This is a genomic window from Dietzia maris (assembly GCF_036287335.1).
Lineage (GTDB): Bacteria > Actinomycetota > Actinomycetes > Mycobacteriales > Mycobacteriaceae > Dietzia > Dietzia cinnamea.
This window is the reverse complement of record NZ_CP143053.1, coordinates 986,344-1,010,218: the sequence shown is the minus strand read 5'-3', so window position 1 is coordinate 1,010,218 and position 23,875 is coordinate 986,344. Positions and strand designations below refer to the sequence as shown.

Here is a 23,875-nt window from a genome sequence, read left to right as displayed (position 1 = left end):
TCCCCGGGTCCGGGCGCCCTGACCCCGTCGCCCCGCCCGGCAGGTCCACGGGCCGGGCGGACCCGCTCACCAGCCGCGCAGGCGCTCCAGCACCGCGCCGGCCGGGCCACGGTCACTCCCGGGCTCCCCTGCACCGATGTCCAGCGCGCCCGTCAGCTCGGCCAGTGCACCGGGCAGCCGGTCCGCGTCGCCGGTGTGGACGGTGGCCACCACGTCCCCGGCCCTGACCGTCTCGCCCTCGACGCGGTGCAGCAGGACGCCGGCGGCGTGGTCGACCGCCTCGCCCGGGCGGGATCGCCCCGCCCCGGACAACCACGACGCGCGGCCGACACCGAGGGCGTCCCACCGGACCCGGCCCGCCGCCGATGCCCGCACCTGTTCGACGTGTGCGGCCTGCGGCAGCGGCGCGTCCGGGTCGCCGCCCTGGGCGGCGATCATCGCCCGGTAGGAGTCCATCGCCCGCCCGTCGGACAGCCGCGCCCGCGGGTCGGCGTCGTCGATCCCCACCGCGGCCAGCGCCTCGCGGGCCAGCGCACAGGTCAGGTCGATCATGTCCTCGGGTCCCCCGCCACCGAGGATCTCGAGGCACTCGGCCACCTCGAGCGCGTTGCCCACGGCGCGGCCGAGCGGAGTGTGGTTGGCGGTGACGAGGGCGCTCGTCCGGACGCCGGCGGCGGTGCCGATCTCCACCATCACGCGGGCCAGCTCGCGGGCGTCGGCGGGATCCGGCCGGAACGCGCCCGAGCCGTACTTGACGTCGAGCACCAGCGCCCCGGTGCCCTCGGCGATCTTCTTGCTCATGATCGACGCCGCGAGCATGGGGATCGACGGCACGGTCCCGGTGACGTCCCGCAGGGCGTACAGGGCGCGGTCGGCGGGCGCGAGGTCGGACCCGGCCGCGCAGATCACCGCCCCCGTGCGACCCAGGACGTCCCGCATCGCGGCGGCGTCGAGGTCGGCGCGCCACCCGGGGATCGACTCGAGTTTGTCGAGGGTGCCGCCGGTGTGGCCGAGTCCGCGGCCGGACAGCTGCGGCACGGCGACGTCCCAGGTCGCGAGCAGCGGCGTGAGCACGAGGGTGATCGCGTCGCCCACCCCGCCGGTCGAGTGCTTGTCGACGGTCGGCACCACGGCGCCGCCGCGAGGCACGGTGGACAGGTCCAGTCGGGTGCCCGAGCGGACCATGGCGGAGGTCCACCGGGAGATCTCGCGGTCGGTCATGCCGCGGAAGTAGATCGCCATCGCCAACGCCGACATCTGCTCCGGCGCGACGACCCCGCGGGTGAACCCGTCGACGATCCAGTCGACCTCGTCGTCGTCCAGCTCCCGCCCGTCCCTCTTCGCCTCGATGATCCGCACGGCGTCATGGCGTCGCGCCGGACCGACCCGCGCGCTCACGCCAGATCCCCCGGCCCGAAGGCGTCCGGGAGGAGCTCGCCGAGGCGCACCGCGCCGCGAGCGGTGTGGACGACCAGGTCGGGGCCGCCGTGTTCGTGGAGGAGCTGCCGGCAGCGCCCGCACGGCGAGAGCGGCTCGCCGGTGTGGGTGACGACGACGAGCTCGAGCAGCCTCCCGCCTCCGGTGCGGTGGAGGTCCGACACGAGCGAACACTCGGCACACAGGGTCAGCCCGTATGAGGCGTTCTCCACGTTGCACCCGACGACGATCCGCTCCCGCCCGTCTCCCCGGCCGGCGGGCGACGTGATCTCCGGTTCCGTTCCCGCGGCGGCGCGGCCGACGGGGGGCCCGGCCAGCGCGGCGGCACCGACCCCCAGGCCGGAGTAGGGGCGGTACGCGTTCCGCGCGGCCGCCAGTGCCGTCTCCGTGAGAGTGTCGACAACCGCGCTGCGTTGTGCTGCGGATTCGTCATGCGTCACGTCGATCTACCCCTCGGTAACTTCATTTAGGGTCGGCTAACAGGCATTACCCGCCCCGACCACGCTACCCACCCTGGTTTTCGTCAGGCAGATCTCAGGTCTAAAGTCCTAGTAGGCGCCCGCTGTGCTCTCGGGCCGGAACGCGCGCCGATGGCATCAGGCCCAGACGATTCGGAGGCACGACAAGCCCATGAGTACTGCGCAGGCGCCGGCGCGTCCGGCCCCCACAAAGAAGCTCAATTTCTACAAGGGTGACCCGGGGATGTGGTCGTGGGTCGCCCACCGGATCTCCGGCGTCGCGATCTTCTTCTTCCTCTTCGTGCACGTCCTCGACACATCGCTCGTCACGGTGAGCCCGGAGAGCTACAACGCGGTCATCGACACGTACAAGACGCCGATCGTCGGGCTGATGGAGATCGGCCTCGTGGCGCTCGTGCTGTTCCACGCGCTCAACGGCCTGCGCATCGTCCTGGTGGACTTCTGGTCCAAGGGCGCCAAGTACCAGCGCCAGATGCTGTGGACGATCCTGGCGATCTGGGTCGTGGTCTTCGCCGCCGCGACCGCACGCCTCCTCTTCCTCCTCTTCGAGCACCTCTAAGGAGAACGATCACCATGGCAGACGCACCTGTTCTCCAGACGTCCTACGACCGCCCCGCCTCGCTGGCGCAGCCCCGGTCGCCGCGCCTCCGCTCGCGCTTCAACTTCGAGCGCACCGCGTGGATCTTCATGCGCTACTCCGGCGTCGCGCTGGTCATCCTCACCCTCGGCCACCTCACGGTCGGCCTCATGATCGACGAGGGCGTCCACCGCATCGACTGGGCCTACGTGGCCGATCGCTGGCAGAGCCCGTTCTGGGCGACCTGGGACATCCTCATGCTCTGGCTGGCGATGCTGCACGGCGCCAACGGTGTCCGCACCATCATCGCCGACTACTCGCGCAAGGACTCGACGCGGTTCTGGCTCAACTCGATCCTCCTCGCCGCCACCGTCCTGACCCTGGTCCTGGGCACCTACGCCATCTTCGGCCTCGCCTACGACATCTGATCGACGGCAGTATCCGTCCGGCGGACTTCACCATTTTCGAAAGCGAGCACTGAGAAACCCATGACCGATCGTCAGGTCCACCAGCACCAGTACGACGTAGTGATCGTCGGCGCGGGCGGCGCAGGCATGCGCGCGGCCATCGAGGCGGGCCCGCGTACCCGTACCGCGGTCCTCACCAAGCTCTACCCCACCCGCTCCCACACCGGCGCCGCCCAGGGCGGCATGTGCGCGGCCCTCGCCAACGTCGAGGAGGACAACTGGGAGTGGCACACGTTCGACACGGTCAAGGGCGGCGACTACCTCGTCGACCAGGACGCCGCGGAGATCATGGCCAAGGAGGCCATCACCGCCGTCATCGACCTGGAGAACATGGGCCTGCCGTTCAACCGCACGCCCGAGGGCAAGATCGACCAGCGCCGCTTCGGCGGCCACACCCGTGACCACGGCAAGGCGCCCGTCCGCCGGGCCTGCTACGCGGCCGATCGCACGGGCCACATGATCCTGCAGACGCTGTACCAGAACTGCGTCAAGCACAAGGTCGAGTTCTTCAACGAGTTCTACGTCCTGGACCTGTGCCTCTCGGAGACCCCCGAGGGCCCCGTCGCCACCGGCTGCGTCGCCTACGAGCTCGCCTCCGGCGACCTGCACGTCTTCCACTCCAAGGCCACCGTCTTCGCGACCGGCGGCTCGGGCCGTATGTACAAGACCACCTCCAACGCCCACACCCTCACCGGTGACGGCATGGCCGTCGTCTTCCGCAAGGGCCTGCCGCTGGAGGACATGGAGTTCCACCAGTTCCACCCGACCGGCCTCGCCGGCCTGGGCATCCTCATCTCCGAGGCCGTCCGTGGTGAGGGCGGCATCCTGCGCAACGCCGACGGCGAGCGCTTCATGGAGCGCTACGCCCCCACCATCAAGGACCTCGCGCCGCGTGACATCGTCGCCCGCTCGATGGTCCTCGAGGTGCGCGAGGGTCGCGGCGCCGGCCCCGAGAAGGACTACGTCTACATCGACGTGACCCACCTCGGCGCCGACGTGCTCGAGGAGAAGCTGCCCGACATCACCGAGTTCTCCCGCACTTACCTCGGTGTGGACCCCGTCACCGAGCTCGTGCCGGTGTTCCCCACTTGCCACTACGTCATGGGCGGCATCCCGACCAACGTCCAGGGCGAGGTGCTGCGCAACAACGAGGACGTCGTCCCCGGCCTGTACGCCGCCGGCGAGTGCGCCTGCGTGTCCGTCCACGGCTCCAACCGCCTGGGCACCAACTCGCTGCTGGACATCAACGTCTTCGGCCGCCGTGCCGGCATCGCCGCGGCGGAGTACGCTGCGAACCACGAGTTCGTCGAGCTCCCCGAGGAGCCGGAGAAGATGGTGCGCGAGTGGATGGAGCGGATGCTGTCCGACCGCGGCAACGAGAGCGCGGCCGACATCCGCAGCGAGATGCAGGCCATGATGGACGACAAGGCGTCGGTGTTCCGCACCGAGCAGTCGCTCACCGAGGCCCGCGACGAGATCCGCGCGCTCAAGGAGCGCTACGAGCACGTCACGGTCAGCGACAAGGGCCGGCGGTTCAACACCGAGCTCCTCGAGGCCGTCGAGCTGGGCTTCCTCCTCGAGCTGGCCGAGGTCACCGTCGTGGGTGCCCTCAACCGCAAGGAGTCGCGTGGCGGTCACTCCCGCGAGGACTACCCGGACCGCAACGACGACGAGTACATGAAGCACACGATGGCGTTCAAGGAGAACGGCCTCGATCTGCTCTCCGACATCCGGCTGGACTGGAAGCCGGTTGTGCAGACCCGCTACGAGCCGATGGAGCGTAAGTACTGATGACCACCGCAGTCGACACCACCAAGGCCACCGACGGCAGGGACCCGAACTCCAACCGTCCCGTTCCGCCCGGCTCGACCATGGTCACGTTGAAGATCGCCCGGTTCAACCCGGAGGATCCGGATTCGGCGGGTTGGAAGGAGTACGAGGTCCCGGCCCTGCCGTCGGACCGTCTGCTCAACCTGCTGATGTACGTCAAGAACTACATCGACGGGTCCCTGGCGTTCCGCCGGTCCTGTGCGCACGGCATCTGCGGTTCGGACGCCATGCTCATCAACGGCGTGAACCGCCTGGCGTGCAAGGTCCTCATGAAGGACATGCTCCCCAAGGACGGCAAGTCCATCACCATCACGGTGGCGCCGCTGCGCGGCCTGCCGGTGGAGAAGGACCTCTACGTCGACATGGAGCCGTTCTTCAAGTCGTACCGCGACGTCATGCCGTACCTCATCACGTCCGGCAACCAGCCGACCGCCGAGCGCATCCAGTCGCAGACCGACCGCGCCCGCTTCGACGACACCACCAAGTGCATCCTCTGCGCCTGCTGCACGACCTCCTGCCCCGTGTTCTGGGCCGACGGGTCGTACTTCGGGCCGGCGGCGATCGTCAACGCGCACCGGTTCATTTTCGACTCCCGTGACGAGGGCGCCGCCGAGCGTCTCGAGATCCTCAACGACGCCGAGGGCGTGTGGCGCTGCCGCACCACCTTCAACTGCACCGACGCGTGCCCCCGTGGCATCCAGGTGACGCAGGCGATCCAGGAGGTCAAGCGCGCCCTGCTGTTCGCCCGCTGATCATCTCCACACGGGGCGTCCCAGACGCCGCCGCGTGCCCGGGGCCGCATCCTCCACTTCCGGAGGGTGCGGCCCCGCCCGCATTTCCGGCCCGCTCGCGGCCTGCTCTCTGCCCGCGTCACTGCGCACCTACCCATGCCTCCCATAGCCGCCTCTCGCCATGGCGTCTGGCGCGTACCGATGCGCGCGCGAGACGACATGTCCGCGCGCGGCTGTCGAAAGCTCCCGAGCGAGACGCCATCGGGAGGAGCGAGACGCCATCGCCGAGAGCGGCTGCAAGCGACGCCGGGAGCGAGACGCCATCCCCGGGAGCGGCTGCAGGGACGTGCGGGCGTCGCAGGTGCCGCGGAGAGCCCGAGCCCGTCCCCGAGCGAGCGCGAGCCCTCGCGGGCCCGTCTCACGGCGGGTCCGGCCCACGAACGCCCCGGCCGGTCATAGAATCTGGACCCGTGACCAGCCCCCGACGACGGCCCGCACACCGCGCCGCCGGCCTCGCGACCGCAGCCCTCGTCGCGCTGACGCCCCTCGCCGCCGCGGGCCCCGCTACGGCCGTCGAGCCCGCGCCGGACCTCCCGCTCACGGAGGCGCCGCCGGCGGCCGTGTTGCCGTCGACCACCTCGTCGTCGTACTTCGACACCCCCCGTGACATCACCGGTTGTCCCCACCGCACGACCCCGCCCGCACCGGTCGACGAGTCCGAGGTGCCGCTACCCGGGCAGACCGTGCCCGCCCCTCCCCCCCGTCCCCGAGACCCCGCCGGGCGGTGACGCGCTGGTCGGCTGCGACGTCGTGGCCCCGGACGGTTTCACCACGCCCCGCGACGTCACGGCGAGCGCGTGGATGATCTCCGACCTCGACACCGGCGAGATCGTCGCCGCCCGCGACCCGCACGGTCGCTATCGCCCCGCCAGCCTCATCAAGACGCTGCTCGCCACGGTCGTCCTGGACACGCTCGACCCGGCGCGGATCGTCCACGTCACCGATGCCGACCTCGAGGGGGCCGAGGGCAGTCTCGTGGGCGTCGGCCCGGGTGGCGCGTACTCCGTCAAGCGGCTGCTCAGCGGGCTGCTCATGTCGTCGGGCAACGACGCGGCCGTGGTGCTGGCCCACCAGATGGGCGGGATCGAGCAGACCCTCGAGGCGATGAACGCCCACGCCGCGGCGATCGGGGCGCGCAGTACGTACGCCGCCACGGTCAACGGGCTCGACGGCCCCGGCATGATGTCCAGCGCCTACGACATGTCGCTGATCTTCCGCGACGCGATGACCCGTCCGGCGTTCGCGGAGATCGTCGCCACGCCGTCCACCGGATTCCCCGGCTATCCCGCCGGCGAGGGCGCGGGCCCGCCCGACCCCGCCGACGCGCCGCCGAACACCGGGCCGATCCTCCGCCCGGACGGCGTCACCGTCAACCCCGGCTTCGTCGTGGGCAACGACAATCAACTGCTCTACAACTACCCGGGCGCGATCGGCGGCAAGACCGGCTTCACGGACGACGCCCGCCACACCTACATCGGCGCGGCCGAGCGGGAAGGGCGGCGGCTGGCGGTGGTGCTGCTCGACGGCACCCGCGTGCCCGCGGCCCCGTGGCAGCAGGCGGCGGCCCTGCTCGACGCCGCATTCGCCACTGACGGCTCGGTCGGGTCGCTCGGTGCCGGTGAGCAGGACGCGGGCGACGACGCGACGTCCCATCTCGCCTCCGGGCCGCTCGGCACGGCGGGGCGCCCGGGCGCGGCAGACGTCGGCGGCTCGGTGCTGGGGCGCTACGGGCCGTGGCTGGCGCTCGGTGCGGCCGGCCTCGTGGTGCTCGCCGGCGCGGTGCTGGCGCTCCGCTCGCGACGCTGAGCGCGGGGCGCCGGCCCGAGTGCGGTACGGGGGCGCCGGCCGGGTGGCGCTGATCGCGTGGGCCGTGCTCAGGAGACGGCGGCGCCGGCGAGGATGACCCGCAACCGCGCCGCGCACTCGTCGCGCGCCGTCCGCGCCGCGTAGCCGACGGAGACCTCCACGAGGAGTCGGAGGAGGACGACGACGACGAGGTCGGCCGCGATGTCCACGGCGGTGCCGTCCGCTCCGGAAAGCGTCTCGAGCCGGCCCAGAGCGATCCCCAGCCGACGGCGGGCGGAATCGACGGCCGCCGTGAGGACGCGGTGATCGGGGTGAGCGGTGTCGGCCAGTCCGCGGGCGAACATCCCCCAGGTCTGCCGATCCCGGGTCGCGGCGTCGGCGGCGCGGGCCGGCCAGTCGGTCGTCGGGTCCTCGGTCGGGGTGGCGACCAGCTCGTCGACGAACGACCCGAGCACCTCCGCCGCGCCGGCCGCGAGTTCGGAGGCGAGGTCGTCGACGGACTCGAAGTGGCGGTAGAACGCGGTGGGCACGATGCCCACCTCGCGGGCGAGTTCGCGGACGACGAGTCCGGTGAACCCGCGGGACGCCACCGCGTGCCGGCCCGCCTCGACGATGAGTGCACGGGTGTGCCGCTTCTGCTCCGCTCGCGTCCTGGGGGTCGTCACGGGCCCGATCCTATCGGCTATCTGCTGAGACCGCGCAGCCCGGTGGCGTCCGCGCGCAGTGGAGCAGGCCATTATCGCGGGGGCTTTTCATTTCGGAGAACGTCTGTACACTCAAACTCGTCCGGTGGTCGAACCGGGCGGACGCGCCCCCTGGACGCGACCACGCCCCACGAGGGCGTGTGGCGCGAGGACCACACAGGGGCGAGCGCGGCCGACGGTGCACGACCACACCGACCCACACTTTCCACGGAGGTCCCCATGACCGCCCCGCCCCTTCGCCGACTCTTCTCCCGACGCCTCACCCGCACCCTGCTGACGCCGCATCCGGTCGAGCACTACGTCCGCTCGCTGGGCGTGGCCTGGTCGGACGACCCCACCGGCGCGACGGTCGTGGCCGTCGACCGGCCCGTCCCCGACGTCACCGTGCTCACCCTGCGACTGCCCACCGGCGTCCCGAGGCCCGCCCCCGGCGGCGCGCTCGAGATCGGCGTGGTGATCGACGGCGTCGTCCACCGCCGCCACTACTCCCCCGTCGACCCGGCGTCCCGCGCCGACGGGCTCGCGACCATCGCCGTCCGTCGCCATCCCGGCGGCACGGTCTCCGAGTACCTGTGGGCCGACGCGGTGGCCGGGATGCGGCTGCTGCTCGGTAACCCTGCCGGCGAGATGGCGTTGCCCGAGGCCCGCCCGGCCGACGTGCTCCTCGTCAGCGGCGGCAGCGGCATCACGCCGATGCTGGCGATCGCCTCGACCCTCGCCGCAGAGCAGCACTGCGCCGGTTCCGGCCGCGTGGCGTGGTTGCACTATGCCCGCCGTGTGCAGGACGTGCCCTTCCGCGATCGGCTCCGCGAGCTGTCGCGCGCGGGCATCGACGTTCGAGTGGTGCCCACCGCCGATGGGTCGACGCCCGACGGCCTGGCCGGCCACCTCAGCGCCGAGCACCTCGAGGCGATCGCCCCATGGCACCGCGACTCGACGGTGTTCCTCTGCGGCCCCGAGCCCCTGGCCGTCGGGCTCGAGGAGACGCTCGGCGCGGAGCGCTTCTCCGGCGTCCTCCGCGAGCGCTTCACCGCCTCGACCGGGCCGGTCCCGGACGGCGACGGCGGCACGGTGACCCACCTGCGCAGCGGCGTCACCGCCCGCAACGAGGGCACCACCTTGCTCGAGGGCGCCGAGGCGGCGGGGTTGAGCCCGCAGCACGGGTGCCGCATGGGCATCTGTCACACCTGCACGGCCGTGCGTCGCTCCGGCGCCACGCGCGACCTGCGGACCGGCGAAGTCGACGCCACGCCCGACTGCCACGTCCAGATCTGCGTCAACGCGCCCGTCGGCGACGTCGAGATCGAGCTGTAGACACCACCAACCGGATTCCGACCCGGAAAGGAAACGCATCATGGCTCTCCTGCAACTCCCCACCCTGCGGCCCAAGAAGTCCGCGAATCCGAAGAAGGCCGCCGCCAAGGCGGCTGGCAAGGCGGCCGGCAAGGCGGCCGGCAAGGCGTCCGGCACGCCCGAGAAGAAGGCCGGCACGCCCGAGAAGAAGTCCGTTCCCACTCCCGAGCCGATCGTCCTGTCCGCCGAGTCGGTGGAGATCATCGGCCGCGAACTCGACGCGATCCGCGACCGGATCGTCGCCGACCTCGGCACCGCCGACCGCGACTACATCCTGCGTGTGGTTCGCACCCAGCGCCGCCTGGAACTCGCCGGCCGCGGCCTGATGCTCCTCGGCTTCCTGCCGCCCGCGTGGCTGGCCGGGGTCGCGGCGCTGAGCGCGTCCAAGATCCTCGACAACATGGAGATCGGCCACAACGTCATGCACGGTCAGTACGACTGGATGCGCGACGACATGCTCCACTCGTCCAGCTTCGAGTGGGACAACGTGTGCCCCTCCGACCAGTGGCGGCACTCGCACAACTACATGCACCACACGTACACCAACATCCTCGACCTGGACCGTGACATCGGCTACGGCATCCTGCGGATGGAGTACGAGCAGAAGTGGACCCCGCTGCGCCTGGGCAACCCGCTGTACGCCTTCGCGCTGATGATGCTCTTCGAGTGGGGCGTGATGCTCCACGACCTGGAGTACGACAACGTGCTCAAGGGCAAGCGCAAGTGGTCCGACGTCAAGGGACTCGTCGCCGGCTGGTGGCGCAAGGTGCGCGGCCAGGTCACCAAGGACTACCTGGTACACCCGGCGCTGACCGGTCCCCTGTTCCCGCTGACGTTCGCCGGCAACCTCACCGCCAACCTCGTGCGCAACGTGTGGGCGTTCTCGGTGATCTTCTGCGGGCACTTCCCCTCCGGTGCGCAGGTCTTCACGCAGGAGGAGACGGCCGAGGAGACCCGCGGCGAGTGGTACGTGCGCCAGATGCTGGGCTCGGCCAACATCTCCGGCAGCCCCTTCATGCACCTGGCGACCGGAAACCTCTCGCACCAGATCGAGCACCACCTGTTCCCGGACCTGCCCGCGCACCGCTACCCGGAGATCGCGGACGAGGTGCGACGCATCTGCACCGAGCACGGCCTGCCGTACACGACCGGCCCGCTGTGGAAGCAGGTCGCCTCGGTGTGGGCGAAGATGTTCCGCCTCGCCCTGCCGCTGCCGCCGAAGCCGGAGGACGCGCCCGCAGTGATCATCGAGCGCAGGAAGACTCCCGCCGCGGCGTGAGCCGCGGGTACCGTCGTGGGCACCATCGTCGAAGGGAGCGGTCCGTGAGCGACTTCGAACGCAACAAGGACCAGGTCCAGGCGGGTGTCCAGGCCGGGGCGTCGCTGGTGGGTCGGATCGCCGTCATCATCACCGACGCGATCGGGTCGATCGCCAAGGAGATCGGCGACTTCGTCACCGAGGGCATCGAGATGCGCGAGGCGGCCCGCATCTCCCGCCGCGAGGAGCAGCAGCGAATCGCCGACGACCCGCCGGTCGACCGGAACGGCATCGCCGCCCGCACCGAGGACGACGACCCGCGGGGCTGACCGCCGACCGGCCGCTTCTTCGGCCGCCTCATCGGATGCCTTGCCGGATGCCTTGTCGGTCGCCAGCGACGAGACCCACGCGGACGAACGCCTCCTCGGTCGCCAACGACACGACTCGGAAGAACGCCGCCTATCGGATCGCGCGCCACCTACGGGCCCCCTTAGGTGGCGCGCCTTCGGATAGGTGAACCTCGGGCGGAGACCCGCAGCGCACGCGGCCTGGCCCCGTCGCCGGTAGCCGGTAGCCGGTGCGCAGTGGCCGGTGCGAAGTGGCGCCGGCCACGGTGGCAGGATCCCATGTCGTGACGATCATCGCCGCCGCGGACGGCTCCGCTCTCGGAAACCCCGGTCCTGCCGGATGGGCCTGGTACATCGACGACTCGACCTGGCGCTGCGGTGGCTGGAAACGCGGCACCAACAACCAGGGCGAGCTCACGGCCGTCCTGGACCTGCTGCGCCAGACCGCCCACTCGGACGAGCCGCTGCACATCCTGTGTGACTCCCAGTACGTCATCAACTCGGTCACCAAGTGGATGAAGGGCTGGAAGCGCAAGGGCTGGAAGAAGGCCGACGGCAAGCCCGTGCTGAACGTCGAGGTGATGAAGGCCCTCGACGAGGCCATGCAGGGGCGCGAGGTGACGTTCGAGTGGGTCAAGGGCCACGCCGGCCACGAGCTCAACGAGAAGGCCGACGCCCTGGCCAACGGCGCCGCCAAGGCGCACTCATCGCGCAAGGAGCCCGAGCCCGGGCCGGGTTTCCCGGGTGCGCAGGACGTCGGCGCGGGCGAGGACCCGGCCGTTCCCCCCGCCGCGGGCGGTGCCGCCCGGCGGTCGCCGTCCGCGGGAGCGTCGGGGACGAGCGGGGCGACGACGACGAGGTCCGCGGCCCAGTCCGAGCCCGACCTGTTCTCCCTGGACGCGAACACCTCGGCCGGTCCCGCGGACGAGGACGGGAGTTCCTCCGCCGCCGGCCCCGCGACCGAGGACCTCGTCGTCGACCTCGAACGCTCCCTGTTGACCGACGCCGTCCGCCGGGACCGCCGCACTCTCACGCGGCTGCTCGACGTGCGGTGGCGGCAGGTGGACGCCGCGGGCCGCACCCGCACCCGCCGCCAGCTCGGCGACGCGGACGAGTCCGTCGAGGACGTCGATCTCGAGGTGACCGAGACCCGGCGGCTCGGCGACGACGCGGTCCTGGTGCTGTGGCGCGCGACCGCCCCCGGCGGCGAGGTCTCGCTGGGCAGCTCGCTCTGGCAGCGGTTCGGCGACGACTGGAAGCAGGTCTACCAGCAGGCCACCCGCGAGGCCTGACGCGGTGCCGGGCACGCCGGTCGACCGGCACCCGGACGCCGCGGCGCCCCTCACCGCGTCCGGTGAGGGGCGCCGCCGCATGACGGTGGCGCGGTGGTCAGAGGCCACCCAGCAGCAGCGGCCGCGCCGACGCCCGGGTCAGCCCCGACGGGGCGCGGTGAAGCCGACGGCCTGGTAGACCTGCGACAGGACCGGGCCGGCGACCGCCCGGGCCTTCTCCGCGCCGTCCGCGAGGATCCGCTCGAGCTCGGCGCGGTCGGACATGTATTCGTCGAACCGCCCGCGCAGCGGCGTCACGAACGCCTCGAGTGCGTCGGCCGTGTCGGTCTTCAGCGCGCCGTAGCCGGCTCCGGCGGCCTGGTAGTCGGCGACGATGTCGGCGATCGCGCGCCCGGTGAAGGCGGACTGGATGGCCAGCAGGTTGGACACGCCGGGCTTCATCTCGCGGTCGTACCGGATGTTCCCGTCGGAGTCGGTGACCGCGCTGCGGATGCGCTTGGCGGAGACCTTGGGGTCGTCGAGCAGGTTGACGATGCCCTTGGGGTTCTCGCCGGACTTGCTCATCTTGGCGGTGGGGTCCTGCAGGTCGTAGATCTTGGCCGCCCCCTCGAGGATCTTGCCCTCCGGCACCACGAACGTCTTCTTGTAGCGGGAGTTGAACCGCATCGCCAGGTCGCGGGTGAGCTCGAGGTGCTGGCGCTGGTCCTCCCCCACCGGCACGAGGTGCGGGCGATAGAGCAGGATGTCGGCGGCCATGAGCACCGGGTAGGTGAACAGGCCGACGGTGGTGCCGTCGGTGCCCTGCTTGGCGGCCTTGTCCTTGAACTGCGTCATCCGGGCGGCCTCGCCGTAGCCGGTGATGCAGCCCAGCACCCAGGCGAGCTCGGCGTGCTCGGGGACGTGCGACTGCACGAACAGCACCGAACGGGCGGGGTCCACGCCCAGCGCGAGCAGCTGCGCGCAACCGCGGAAGACCCGCTCGCGCAGCTCCTTCGGGTCCTGCTTGACGGTGATCGCGTGCAGGTCCGGGATGAAGTAGTAGGCGTCGTAGTCGTCCTGCAGCTCGACCCACTGCCGCACGGCGCCCAGGTAGTTGCCGAGGTGGTACGAGTCGGCGGTGGGCTGGATGCCGGACAGGACACGCTGACGCTTCGCGGGAGCTGCGGAGGAGGACGGCTCAGACATGGCCATCATCATCCCACGCGGCCCCGATCAGCCTCCCGCGGGCGGTGCCATCTCCGGCGGGAATCCGCCGGTGGCGATCGGACCCCAGTCGTCGATCGTCACGCGGATGAGGCACTTGCCCTGGCGCACCATCGCGGCGCGGTACTCGTCCCAGTCGTCGTGCTCGCCGGCCACGCTGCGGAAGTAGTCGACCAGCGGCTCGACCGCCTCGGGCAGGTCGATGATCTCCCCGCGGCCGTCGAGGTGGACGTACGGGCCGTTGAAGTCGTCGGAGAGCACGCAGACACTCACCGCGGGGTCGCGGCGGATGTTGGCCACCTTCGCCCGCTGCGGGTAGGTCGCCACGGTGAGCCGCCCCTCGGCGTCGACGCCGCACGTCACCGGCGAGGACTGCAGGCCCCCCGACGACTTGCGGGTGATGAGGATCGCGCGGTGCCGGGGGCGCAGGAACTCCTCGAGTCCCGCTCGATCAGGGTGCTCAGCGGTCGCGTACTTCGGCATGGTGCCGAGGCTACGGGGTCGCCCGACGCGCGGCACCCGCGATCGCGGGCCTGCCCGGTACGGACGCCCTCGTCGTCGTCGTCATACTCGTCGCCCCGGGCGCCGTCACTCGTAGACGACGGTCACCGGCGCGTGGTCGGACCACCGCATGTCGTACGCCTCGGCGCGGTCCACCCAGTCCTTCACCGCGCGGTCCACGAGGGCGTCGGACACCACCTGGTAGTCGATGCGCCAGCCCGCGTCATTGTCGAAGGCCTTGCCGCGCTGGCTCCACCACGAGTACGGGCCCACCTCGTCGGGGCGGCGGTGCCGCACGATGTCCGTCCAGCCGCTGCCGTCGGCGAACACGTCGGTCATCCACTCCCGCTCGTGCGGCAGGAAGCCCGAGCTCTTGTGGTTGCCCTTGTGGTTCTTAAGGTCCTCTTCGCGATGGGCGATGTTCCAGTCGCCGCAGATGATCATCTCGTGCCCCTCGCGGCTCTTCAGCTCGGCGGCGCGCTCGGCGAGGAACTCCCGGAACGTCTTGAGGAACCGGTCCTTCTCGTCCTGCTTGGGCGTGTTGGCCGAGCCCGAGGGCAGGTACAGGCTGGCCACGGTGACGGTCTCCCCGTCGACCGCGCCGGGGTAGACGGCCTCGATGTAGCGGCCGGACTCGGCGAACTCCGGATCGCCGTAGCCCACGCACACGTCCGACGGCTCCTGGCGCGACAGCAACGCCACGCCGGCACGGCCCTTCATCGACGACGCCGAGCCGATGAGGTGCCACCCCGCGTCGAGCGCGGGGGCGAGCGCCTTGCGGGTCTGGTCCTCGTCCGCGCGCACCTCCTGGAGGGCGACGACGTCCGCCCCGCTGCTCTCCAACCAGGGCAGGAACCCGAGGTTGGTCTCCGAACGCTGCTTGACGGCGGCGCGGATCCCGTTGACGTTGACAGTGCTGACCGTGAGACTCACGGCCGCCATCGTAGCCACCCCCTCCAACACGGCCGGGCCGGGATCAGGCCGCCTCCGACCGCCGGACCCAACCCGGGGCACCGGTGCAGCGGCAGTGTCGGACGTCGTGCCACTGGAAACCGGGGCTAAGCGCCCCCGACGACCAACCGGAGCCCACTCGCGTGACGATCGCCCTCATCCGGCTCCGTGCCCGGAGTGGAGGGAGCACCAGGTCGAGCCACGGCAAGGAGTTGGCCGAAGGTGAGGGTGTTTATGTCGTCAGGCGAGAGTCCGGTCTCGGCTGCGAGATCCTCCACGATCGACCGCCCCAGGATCTCCCTGGCGGCGTCGAACACCTTGGATCGGGGCCACGGCATCGACGAGCCCGGTTCCGCACGTCGGAAGCCCCTCGCCGAGAGATCGCGGAACATCTTGGTGATCGAGGAATCCCCCACCACCCCGGCCCGCCGAAGGCCCGAGACGTACGCCATCGCGGACACACCCCATCTGAGCTTCCCGGCGATGAGCGGGTCCAGTCCCACCTCTGGCAGTCCCTCGCTCTGCAGCGTGAGCGTCGGGAGGAGAAGCTCGGACGCGAACGCATCGGCCTCTTTTTCGCACTCGGCCGTGGGATATGGCTCATGTGCGTGGAGAACGAGATGGCCGAGTTCGTGGGCGAGGTCGAATCGCGATCGCTCCGGGGTTTTCAGGCGGGAGAGGAAGACGTATGGACGGCCGTCACGCCACAGGCTGAAGGCATCGACGTCGGCGGACCGTCCCTGCAGGCCCATCACTCGCACCCCGTGCGCCTCCGCGAGCTGCACCAGATTCGGCAGGGGTCCCGGACCCAACGTCCATGCCGACCGCAGCACTCGTGCGGCCTCTTCCGGATCGCCCACCTCGGACAACACCGGCACATCAACCCGGGGCAATGTCAGGCGCCTCGCGAGCGCGCTGTAGAACTCGATTCCGACGAGCCCGTCCCCCGCTGCCGCAGCTCGCGTCGACGACGACGCCGACCGACGCGATCGAAAGTAAATCAAATCCGGCTCAAGCACGTCCGGCTCGTCCAGCTCGAGAAAGGCCCGCGATACCCCTGTCGCTGCCGAAAGGGCGCCCAATCGCCCCACCGGAACGCCCGTGGCCTCCCATGTCCGAACCGTCGACCCCGCGACTCCCACCACGTCCGCCAGTTCTCGCCGGGTCAGACCGGCGCGTACCCGGGCGAGGGCCAGCCTGGATCCATCAGCCTTCTCCTGCGGCGTGGATCTCGAAGTCGACGTCGTCGAACGCGGAGACATCGGTCGCCCTCACTTCCATGGCCGAGAACTGCATGGGGGTATCGATGATTGCACGGTCGCCCCACCGGGTCACCTTGCCACCCTCGATATCCAGCGGGAGCGACACCTCAGCAACGCTCGCCTGCGTCCCGATGTCGTGCCGGTACAGAAGCATCCACGTCTGACACGCACCCGCTCCGTCTCGGTTCGACTCCACGTCTATGTCCAGAGCCAGTTGGATCTGCTGATGCCGCCCGGGATCGTTCGATCGGACGTGTTCTTCCACAGCACGCCCCTTCGGGTTGGACGTCGACGGAATCGCCTCGGGGTCACCGGTACCCGAGTCGCCGCTCGCCACGATGAGGCGCACACGCCCGTCCGGCGACACGATCGTGGGCAGATTCTGCTTGTCCGCCAGCTTCCAGCCGTCGGTCGCCAGGTGGCGCCGGATCGACGCGACCGTCCCTGCCCAAGCGTAGAAACCCGGAGCGATCTTCGGCGCCGCGGGATCGAGGGCGAGCCCTTCGGCGAGACCGTCTCGAACCGCCTCGACTACAGCTCGCTCCGAGATTCCCAGACGTCCGAGGATCTCCTTCGACGCCGGACGCCCGGGCGTGGCTTGCGCTGCATTCCCCATGGTCAGCCTCTCGGTGTGGTGACGAAAGCCGGTTGTCCCGGCCGCGTGCCCGCACCTTCTCAGACGGCTACGACATTTCAGGGCGCCGCGGTTTCTCCCTCGCGCACCGACCGCACGGCCACGACGAGGATCGCCAGCCCGAGCGCCGCCAGCGCGGCACCGGCGAGGGCGGGCGAGGTGTAACCCCACCCGAACGCGATCACGACCCCGCCGAGCCAGGCGCCGAGCGCGTTGGCGGCATTGAGTGCCGAGTGGTTGAGCGCGGCGGCCAGCGTCTGCCCGCGGCCGGCGTGCCGCATGAGCCGCGACTGCAGCCCGGGCACGAGCGCCGAGCCCGTGGTCCCCACGAGGAACAGACCGATCACCGCGGTCACGGGGTGATGCGCGGCGAGCGCGAACCCCGCCAGCACGAGCGTCATCACGGCGGCGATGCCGACGAGGCCCCGGTCGAGATCGCGGTCGGCGATGATGCCGCCCACCACGTTGCCCGCGACCATGCCGAGCCCGTACATCGCCAGCACAGCGGGCATCCAGGCGCGATCGATGCCGGCGACGTCGACCATCGTCCACTGGATGTAGGTGTAGATCGCGAACATGCCGCCGAAACCCACCGCGCCCACCGCGAGGGTGGCGAGGATCTGTGGCCGCGCCAGGGCGGCCAGCTCCTCGCGGGCGCGCACGACCACCGTGCCGGCCGGTTCGGGGACGACGACGAGGATGGCCGCCACGGTCAGTGCGCCGATCACCCCGACCGCGAGGAAGGCCGACTGCCACCCGACCGACTCCCCGAGCCAGGTCGCGGCCGGGACACCGATCACGTTCGCGACCGACAGGCCCAGCAACACCTGGGAGACCGCGCGCGCCTGCCTGCCCGGTCCCGCGAGGGACGCCGCGACCAGCGAGGCGACACCGAAGTACGCGCCGTGCGGGATGCCCGCGACGAAGCGGGCGACCACCAGCAGTTCCGCGGTCGGCGCGAAGGCCGCCGCCACGTTGCCGACGGTGAACAGGGCCATGAGCACCAGCAACAGGGTGCGACGGCGCCACCGCGACGTCCACACGGTGAGCAGCGGCGCACCCACCACCACGCCGAGCGCGTAGGCGGTGATGACGTTGCCGGCCTGTGGCTCGGTGAGGCCGAACCCGTCCGCGATCGAGCGCAGCAGACCCATCGCGGCGAACTCGGTGACGCCGATGCCGAACCCGCCCAGCGCGAGCGCGAGGATCGCCGCCGCCACCCGCCGGGCGGTGGGCGCGGGCCCCGCGGTGGCGGACGCGGACGCCGCGGTGGCGGAGACGGTGGGGGCGGCGGCCGGCTCGGCGGCGGGGTCGGGGCGCGTGGTCACCGGAGCAGGCTACGCCGCCCGAACAGGTGGTCCCGCCGCGCAACCCTCTCAGGGGGCGGTACGCATGAGGCGCCGTCCGCCGTAGACCACGAGGAACGAGGTGACATACATGACGATGCTGTAGACGGCGGCGGCGAGACCGACCTCTTCGTCACCGATGACCGTGAAGGCGATGAGCATCGTCAGGGTCGTGTTCTTGATGCCGAACTCCACCGCGACGGCGATCTGCTCGGCGCGGCCCAGTCGGCATACCCACGCGAGGAGCCCGCCCAGGAGGATGAACGCGATGTTGAGGACGATCACCGCCGGGCCCACGGTCGCGACCAGGTCGACGATCCGGTCCCGCTCGCCCAGGACGATGCCCACGATCAGCGCCACCAGCACGATAAGCCCCACCACCCCGACGAACCGCTCGATGCGAGCGGCCAGCGACGGCGCCTTCGCCCGCAGCACCATGCCGATCATCACAGGGATGAGGATGACGCCCAGCAGCAACCCGAAGGTCTGACCGAGCGGGACGTTGACCTCCGAGTCCGCCGCGCCCGGGATGAACCGGACGCCGAGGTCGAACCACAGGGTCAGTGTGAGGATGACGGCGACGGACGTGATGGCGGTGAGGATGACCGAGAGGGCGACGTTCCCGCGGGCCAGGTAAGTGATGAGGTTGGACGTGGCACCGCCGGGTGTCGCCGCCACCAGCACCACCCCGAGTGCGAGCATCGGCGTGAGGTCGAAGAGAAGGGCGACCCCGACGCCCAGCAGCGGCACCAGGACGAGCTGGCCGACCAGGCCGACGATCGTGGCCCGCGGCGATCGGGCCTGGACCGCGAAGTCCTCCCGCGTGAGACTGAGACCGATCCCGACCATGATGATGGCCAGGGCGATCGGCAGACCGACGTCGATCAGGGGGCTCTGGTCCACGGGACCTCGTGGGCCACTGGGCAGGAGCGGCCGCACTGTGATGTGGACCACTGTCCGGTTGACCGTAGCCCATCCCGCCACGGACGGCGTGCCCGTGCGCCGATTCGGCCCGACTCAGGAGCCGGCGCGGGTGCGCCTGAGGTTCTCGTCGAGCGCGGCGAGGAAGTCCTCTGTGTTGAGGTACTCCTGGTCGTCCCCGACGAGCAGGGCGAGATCCTTGGTCATCTGACCGCCCTCGACGGTGTTGATGACGACGTCCTCGAGCTGGTGGGCGAACTCGATCACCTCGGGGGTGTTGTCGAGCTTGCCGCGGTGCTCGAGGCCGCGGGTCCACGCGAAGATCGAGGCGATCGGATTGGTGGAGGTCGGCTCGCCCTGCTGATGCCGGCGGAAGTGGCGGGTCACGGTGCCGTGGGCGGCCTCGGCCTCGCAGGTCTTCCCGTCCGGGGTGAGCAGGACCGAGGTCATCAGGCCGAGTGAGCCGAAGCCCTGTGCCACGGTGTCGGACTGCACGTCGCCGTCGTAGTTCTTACACGCCCACACGTAACCGCCCTCCCACTTCAGCGAGGAGGCCACCATGTCGTCGATGAGGCGGTGCTCGTAGGTCAGGCCCGCCTTCTCGAACTCGTCCTTGAACTCGCGGTCGAAGACGTCCTGGAAGATGTCCTTGAAGGCGCCGTCGTAGGCCTTGAGGATCGTGTTCTTGGTGGACAGGTACACCGGGTAGCCGCGGTCCAGGCCGTAGTTGAACGAGGCGCGCGCGAAGTCCTCGATGGACTTGTTGAAGTTGTACATACCCATCACCACGCCGCCCTCCTCGGGCAGGTCCACCACCTCGTGCTCGATCGGCTCGGACCCGTCGGCCGGCGTGAAGGTGATGGTGACCTTGCCCGCCCCCGGGGCCTTGAAGTCGGTGGCGCGGTACTGGTCCCCGAAGGCGTGACGGCCGACGATGATCGGTTTGGTCCAGCCCGGCACGAGACGGGGGACGTTGGAGATGATGATCGGGGCGCGGAAGATGGTCCCGCCGAGGATGTTGCGGATCGTGCCGTTCGGCGAGCGGTACATGCGCTTGAGCCCGAACTCCTCCACGCGGGCCTCGTCGGGCGTGATGGTCGCGCACTTGACGCCGACGCCGTGCTTCTTGATCGCGTTGGCCGCGTCGACGGTGATCTGGTCGTCGGTGGCGTCCCGGCTCTCGATCCCGAGGTCGTAGTACTCGAGGTTCACGTCCAGGTAGGGGTGGATCAGCTCGTCCTTGATGAACTTCCAGATGATGCGCGTCATCTCGTCGCCATCGAGTTCGACGACCGTCCCCTCGACCTTGATCTTCGACATCGGTCCCTCTTTCCCCGCCCGGACCTCGTGAGACCGGCGCTGTCGGTGAACATCGTGACGTGCATCTCATGTTACTGATCCGGGCCCGCGGGGTCGGCTGAAGCGAGGTCGCCCCTCGTTGCAGCCGCGGAGCGGCTTAGGCTAGCCTGACCCCAGGTCATGAGTTCCAGCGCGAAGCCCCGGCTCGCTGGACGGCAACCCTCCACCGCGGTGGGGTGCCCCGGGAGACGACCTGGCCACCACCCGACCGGGTGACAGGCAAGCGCGGGTCCGCTGTCTCGAGAAGCGGCCGGACCCTTCTGAGGAAAGGAGGGGCTCCGCCCCTATGACCTACGACAACAGCAACCCCGACTGGGCGTTCGAGACCCGTCAGATCCACGCCGGACAGCCCGTCGACTCCGACACCGGCGCCCGGAACCTGCCGATCTACCAGACCACCTCGTACGTCTTCGCCGACGCCAAGCAGGCGGCTGATCGGTTCGCCCTCGCGGAGATGGGCCCCATCTACACCCGTATCACCAACCCGACGGTGGCGGCGGTCGAGGACCGCATCGCCTCGCTCGAGGGCGGCGTCGCGGGTCTGCTGTTCGCCTCCGGTCAGGCGGCCGAGACCGCCGCCATCCAGGCCATCGCCCAGTCCGGTGGACACGTGGTGTCCTCGCCGCGCCTCTACGGCGGCACGGACACCCTGCTGCGGCACACCCTGCCCAAGTACGGCATCGAGACCACGTTCGTCGAGAACCCCGACGACCCCGCCTCGTGGCAGGCGGCGGTGCGCCCCAACACCAAGCTGTTCTTCGCGGAGTCCATCTCCAACCCGCTCAACGACATCCTCGACATCCCGTCGATCGCCGAGGTCGCACATAACAACCAGGTGCCGCTGGTCATCGACAACACCGTGGCGACCCCCTACCTGATCCGCCCCCTCGAGCTGGGCGCCGACGTCGTGGTGGCCTCGGCGACCAAGTACCTCGGTGGACACGGCTCCTCCCTGGGCGGCGTCCTGGTGGACGGCGGCAAGTTCGACTGGCGCGTGCAGCGCGACGGTGAGGACGTCTTCCCGTCCTTCACGACCCCCGACCCGGCCTACCACGGCCTCGTCTACGCCGACCTCGGCGCGCCCGCTCTCGCGCTCAAGGCCCGCGTCACCCTCCTGCGGGACACCGGTGCGGCCGCGTCCCCGTTCAACGCGTGGACCCTCGCGCAGGGCATCGACACCCTGAGCCTGCGCATCGAGCGCCACGTGTCCAACGCGCAGCGCATCGCCGAGTGGCTGGAGGCCCGCGAGGACGTCGCCAATGTGCAGTACGCGGGTCTGGCGTCCTCGCCGTACAACGAGCTGCAGAAGAGGATCTCCCCCAAGGGCGCCGGCGCGATCGTGACGTTCGACATCGCCGTCCCCGACGGCGCGTCGGACGAGGACGTCAAGCAGCGGGCGTGGACGTTCATCGACGCCCTCAAGCTGCACTCGTGCCTGGTGAACATCGGAGACGTGCGGTCGCTCGTGTCCCACCCCGCCACGACCACCCACTCGCAGGGCACCCCCGAGGCCAACGCGATCGCGGGCGTCACGTGGGCGACCATCCGCCTCTCGGTGGGCATCGAGTCCGTCGACGACCTGATCGCCGACCTCGAGCTCGGTTTCGCCGCGATCTCCTGACCCGATCCCATGGTCAGCTCTACCGATCCGCTCGCGCTGTTGCCCCCGGGCGACGGCACCCTCGGCCACGTCGCCATCGGCGACATCACCCTGGTCACGGGTGTCGTCCTCCCGGGGGTGACGCTCGCCGTCCAGCGGTGGGGGCGGATCGCGGAGGACCGGTCGAACGTCGTGCTGGTCGAGCACGCGCTCACGGGTGACTCGCACGTCGTGGGGCCGGTCGACTCCCTGCATCCCACCCCGGGCTGGTGGAACGGGCTCGTGGGGCCCGGTCTGCCACTGGACACCGACCGCTACTGCGTGCTGTCGGTCAACGTCCTGGGCGGCTGCCGGGGCTCAACCGGTCCCAGTTCGCTGCATCCCGACGGCCACTACTGGGGAGCCCGGTTCCCTGCCGTCTCGGTGCGCGACATGGTCGAATCCGAGCGTGTTCTGGCCGATCTCCTGGGCATCGAGCGCTGGGCCGCCGTGATCGGCGGGTCCATGGGCGGCGCCCGCACCCTCGAGTGGATGGTCTCCCACCCGGACCGCGTCCGCGCGGCGTGCGTCCTGGCGGTCGGAGCCCGGGCGTCGGCGGACCAGATCGGCATCCAGACCGCGCAGATCATGGCCGTCACCTCGGACCCGCACTGGCAACAGGGCGGATACCACGGCACCGGCCGCACCCCTGTGACCGGGCTGGGCATCGCCCGCCGCATCGCCCACCTGTCCTACCGGGGTGAAGTGGAACTGGACGAACGGTTCGCCAACCGTCCGCAGCCGGGCGAGGATCCCCGCGGCGAGGACCTGTCCATGTCGGGCCGGTTCGCGGTGCAGTCGTACCTCGATCATCAGGCCGGCAAGCTCGTCTCCCGCTTCGACGCCTGCACCTACGTCCTTCTCACCGACGCCCTGAACCGCCACGATGTGGGCCTCGGCCGCGGCGGCGTCGAGGAGGCCCTGCGGTCGTGCCCGGTGCCGTGCGTCATCGGCGGCGTCACCACCGACCGGCTCTATCCGCTGCGTCAGCAGGAGGAGCTCGCCGCTCTCCTCCCCGGGGCGGACCCACTGGTCGTCATCGACAGTCCCGCCGGGCACGACGGGTTCCTCACCGAGGCGGACGTGGTCGGCCCGATGCTCGAACGCACCCTGGAACTCGCCGAGCAGGGGACCGCCGAGAAGACGCGGGGGCACGCGTGACGGGCCCGGACCGCAACGATCACCCGCATCACGACGCCGAGCGGGACCAGACTCCCCGCCCCGCCGTCATGGGTCTCGCGGGCCTGTCGGCGGGATTCGGCATCATCGGCGTCGCGATCGGCTTCGCCACCTTTCTGGGGGTCACCGCCACGGCCGGCGGTGGCGGCGACACGACGGGTTTCGGCCCGCTGCTGGCCAGCGCGGCCGGATCGTTCGTCGTGGGCATCCTGCTCGTCGTGGGTGCGGTGCTGCTGTGGCGCGCCCACCGGGCCGCCCGCGTGGTGATCGGGGTGGGAGTGGCCCTGCTCGCGCTGAGCTCGCTGTCCCGGATGGTCGTGGACAGCATCACGTTCATCTCGGTGGTCGGGACGGTGCTGTCGCTGCTCGCGCTCTTCGCGATGGGATACCTCCTCGTCTCGGACGACGTCCGCGATCACTTGCGCGAGGGCGTCCCCCTCCGGCTTCGCTGACCGGACCCTCCCCGCCCACGCGCTCGGTGCCGTCGAGTCGCAACACCACCCACGCGCTCTGTGCCGTCGAGTCGCAACGCCGCCCAT

The 23,875-nt window shown here is 70.6% G+C and carries 24 protein-coding genes and 1 riboswitch; of the genes, 13 read left to right on the top strand and 11 right to left on the bottom strand.

Going from position 1 to position 23,875, the window contains the following annotated elements:
* Positions 1 to 66: 66 nt before the first annotated feature.
* On the bottom strand, positions 67 to 1,398 hold the full coding sequence (locus VYL96_RS04600; protein WP_131886458.1) for a thymidine phosphorylase: 1,332 nt from the start codon (positions 1,396 to 1,398) through the stop codon (positions 67 to 69).
* The gene (locus VYL96_RS04595) at positions 1,395 to 1,877 is read right to left on the bottom strand and encodes a cytidine deaminase (RefSeq protein ID WP_131886457.1); all 483 of its coding nucleotides are present in this window, start codon (positions 1,875 to 1,877) and stop codon (positions 1,395 to 1,397) included. The genes VYL96_RS04600 and VYL96_RS04595 overlap by 4 nt, the downstream gene beginning before the upstream one ends.
* 190 nt (positions 1,878 to 2,067) lie before the next feature.
* Here VYL96_RS04595 and sdhC point away from each other — a divergent pair, with 190 nt between their 5' ends.
* From sdhC to VYL96_RS04565, 6 genes are all read left to right on the top strand, one after another.
* Entirely contained in the window at positions 2,068 to 2,475 is a 408-nt protein-coding gene (gene sdhC / locus VYL96_RS04590) for a succinate dehydrogenase, cytochrome b556 subunit (RefSeq protein WP_082904708.1), read from the top strand.
* A 14-nt stretch (positions 2,476 to 2,489) separates the two neighbouring features.
* Positions 2,490 to 2,921 carry a succinate dehydrogenase hydrophobic membrane anchor subunit gene (locus tag VYL96_RS04585; RefSeq protein ID WP_063974176.1) on the top strand — a complete coding sequence of 144 codons (432 nt, stop codon included), beginning with the start codon at positions 2,490 to 2,492 and terminating at the stop codon, positions 2,919 to 2,921.
* A gap of 60 nt (positions 2,922 to 2,981) precedes the next feature.
* Positions 2,982 to 4,751: a succinate dehydrogenase flavoprotein subunit gene (gene sdhA, locus VYL96_RS04580; RefSeq protein ID WP_109148824.1), complete on the top strand. Its 1,770-nt coding sequence runs from the start codon at positions 2,982 to 2,984 to the stop codon at positions 4,749 to 4,751.
* The gene (locus tag VYL96_RS04575) at positions 4,751 to 5,542 is read left to right on the top strand and encodes a succinate dehydrogenase iron-sulfur subunit (protein WP_007629654.1); all 792 of its coding nucleotides are present in this window, start codon (positions 4,751 to 4,753) and stop codon (positions 5,540 to 5,542) included. The genes sdhA and VYL96_RS04575 overlap by 1 nt, the downstream gene beginning before the upstream one ends.
* A 449-nt stretch (positions 5,543 to 5,991) precedes the next feature.
* Positions 5,992 to 6,309, top strand: a complete 318-nt coding sequence (locus VYL96_RS04570) for a hypothetical protein (protein ID WP_243699793.1) — start codon at positions 5,992 to 5,994, stop codon at positions 6,307 to 6,309.
* A 22-nt stretch (positions 6,310 to 6,331) separates the two neighbouring features.
* Positions 6,332 to 7,387 carry a D-alanyl-D-alanine carboxypeptidase family protein gene (locus tag VYL96_RS04565; RefSeq protein ID WP_243699792.1) on the top strand — a complete coding sequence of 352 codons (1,056 nt, stop codon included), beginning with the start codon at positions 6,332 to 6,334 and terminating at the stop codon, positions 7,385 to 7,387.
* Positions 7,388 to 7,455: 68 nt separating this feature from the next.
* Here VYL96_RS04565 and VYL96_RS04560 read toward each other — a convergent pair whose 3' ends face one another.
* On the bottom strand, positions 7,456 to 8,052 hold the full coding sequence (locus VYL96_RS04560) for a TetR/AcrR family transcriptional regulator (RefSeq protein WP_131886456.1): 597 nt from the start codon (positions 8,050 to 8,052) through the stop codon (positions 7,456 to 7,458).
* 258 nt (positions 8,053 to 8,310) lie between these two features.
* Between VYL96_RS04560 and VYL96_RS04555 the strand changes: the two genes are divergently transcribed.
* The 4 genes from VYL96_RS04555 (at position 8,311) to VYL96_RS04540 (ending at position 12,341) form a co-directional block, all read left to right on the top strand.
* Complete coding sequence (locus VYL96_RS04555; protein WP_131886455.1) at positions 8,311 to 9,405, top strand: flavin reductase family protein; 1,095 nt, start codon at positions 8,311 to 8,313, stop codon at positions 9,403 to 9,405.
* Positions 9,406 to 9,445: 40 nt separating this feature from the next.
* A complete protein-coding gene (locus VYL96_RS04550) occupies positions 9,446 to 10,723 on the top strand; it encodes a fatty acid desaturase family protein (RefSeq protein ID WP_131886454.1) in 1,278 nt (425 codons plus the stop codon).
* A 44-nt stretch (positions 10,724 to 10,767) separates the two neighbouring features.
* A complete protein-coding gene (locus tag VYL96_RS04545; RefSeq protein ID WP_131886453.1) occupies positions 10,768 to 11,031 on the top strand; it encodes a hypothetical protein in 264 nt (87 codons plus the stop codon).
* A 302-nt stretch (positions 11,032 to 11,333) separates the two neighbouring features.
* Positions 11,334 to 12,341, top strand: coding sequence for an RNase H family protein (locus VYL96_RS04540; RefSeq protein ID WP_131886452.1), 1,008 nt, complete (start codon positions 11,334 to 11,336; stop codon positions 12,339 to 12,341).
* 138 nt (positions 12,342 to 12,479) lie between these two features.
* On the opposite strand, the gene trpS is transcribed toward VYL96_RS04540, so the two are convergent.
* The 8 genes from trpS to VYL96_RS04500 all read right to left on the bottom strand — a co-directional run bounded on the left by trpS (position 12,480) and on the right by VYL96_RS04500 (position 20,479).
* On the bottom strand, positions 12,480 to 13,526 hold the full coding sequence (trpS, locus tag VYL96_RS04535; RefSeq protein WP_131886451.1) for a tryptophan--tRNA ligase: 1,047 nt from the start codon (positions 13,524 to 13,526) through the stop codon (positions 12,480 to 12,482).
* 27 nt (positions 13,527 to 13,553) lie between these two features.
* On the bottom strand, positions 13,554 to 14,027 hold the full coding sequence (locus tag VYL96_RS04530; protein WP_007628547.1) for a PPOX class F420-dependent oxidoreductase: 474 nt from the start codon (positions 14,025 to 14,027) through the stop codon (positions 13,554 to 13,556).
* A 105-nt stretch (positions 14,028 to 14,132) separates the two neighbouring features.
* Entirely contained in the window at positions 14,133 to 14,987 is an 855-nt protein-coding gene (locus VYL96_RS04525) for an exodeoxyribonuclease III (RefSeq protein ID WP_131886450.1), read from the bottom strand.
* A gap of 116 nt (positions 14,988 to 15,103) precedes the next feature.
* Positions 15,104 to 16,258 carry an XRE family transcriptional regulator gene (locus tag VYL96_RS04520; protein ID WP_082767634.1) on the bottom strand — a complete coding sequence of 385 codons (1,155 nt, stop codon included), beginning with the start codon at positions 16,256 to 16,258 and terminating at the stop codon, positions 15,104 to 15,106.
* Positions 16,203 to 16,874, bottom strand: coding sequence for a hypothetical protein (locus VYL96_RS04515; protein ID WP_061914017.1), 672 nt, complete (start codon positions 16,872 to 16,874; stop codon positions 16,203 to 16,205). Before VYL96_RS04515 ends, VYL96_RS04520 begins: the two co-directional genes overlap by 56 nt.
* 77 nt (positions 16,875 to 16,951) lie before the next feature.
* The gene (locus VYL96_RS04510; protein ID WP_165928535.1) at positions 16,952 to 18,220 is read right to left on the bottom strand and encodes an MFS transporter; all 1,269 of its coding nucleotides are present in this window, start codon (positions 18,218 to 18,220) and stop codon (positions 16,952 to 16,954) included.
* Positions 18,221 to 18,268: 48 nt separating this feature from the next.
* Positions 18,269 to 19,141 (bottom strand): bile acid:sodium symporter family protein, encoded by an 873-nt coding sequence (locus tag VYL96_RS04505; RefSeq protein WP_131886449.1) that lies wholly within the window; start codon positions 19,139 to 19,141, stop codon positions 18,269 to 18,271.
* A gap of 114 nt (positions 19,142 to 19,255) precedes the next feature.
* The gene (locus VYL96_RS04500; RefSeq protein WP_131886448.1) at positions 19,256 to 20,479 is read right to left on the bottom strand and encodes an NADP-dependent isocitrate dehydrogenase; all 1,224 of its coding nucleotides are present in this window, start codon (positions 20,477 to 20,479) and stop codon (positions 19,256 to 19,258) included.
* Between the two features lie 155 nt (positions 20,480 to 20,634).
* A riboswitch (SAM riboswitch) is annotated at positions 20,635 to 20,750 on the top strand.
* Positions 20,751 to 20,804: 54 nt separating this feature from the next.
* Between VYL96_RS04500 and VYL96_RS04495 the strand changes: the two genes are divergently transcribed.
* From VYL96_RS04495 to VYL96_RS04485, 3 genes are read left to right on the top strand one after another with little or no spacing between them, the layout of a single operon-like run.
* Complete coding sequence (locus tag VYL96_RS04495; RefSeq protein WP_131886447.1) at positions 20,805 to 22,139, top strand: O-acetylhomoserine aminocarboxypropyltransferase/cysteine synthase family protein; 1,335 nt, start codon at positions 20,805 to 20,807, stop codon at positions 22,137 to 22,139.
* A 9-nt stretch (positions 22,140 to 22,148) separates the two neighbouring features.
* Complete coding sequence (gene metX, locus VYL96_RS04490) at positions 22,149 to 23,318, top strand: homoserine O-acetyltransferase MetX (protein ID WP_061228087.1); 1,170 nt, start codon at positions 22,149 to 22,151, stop codon at positions 23,316 to 23,318.
* Complete coding sequence (locus VYL96_RS04485; RefSeq protein ID WP_061228088.1) at positions 23,315 to 23,788, top strand: hypothetical protein; 474 nt, start codon at positions 23,315 to 23,317, stop codon at positions 23,786 to 23,788. Before metX ends, VYL96_RS04485 begins: the two co-directional genes overlap by 4 nt.
* The last annotated feature ends 87 nt before the right edge of the window (positions 23,789 to 23,875 follow it).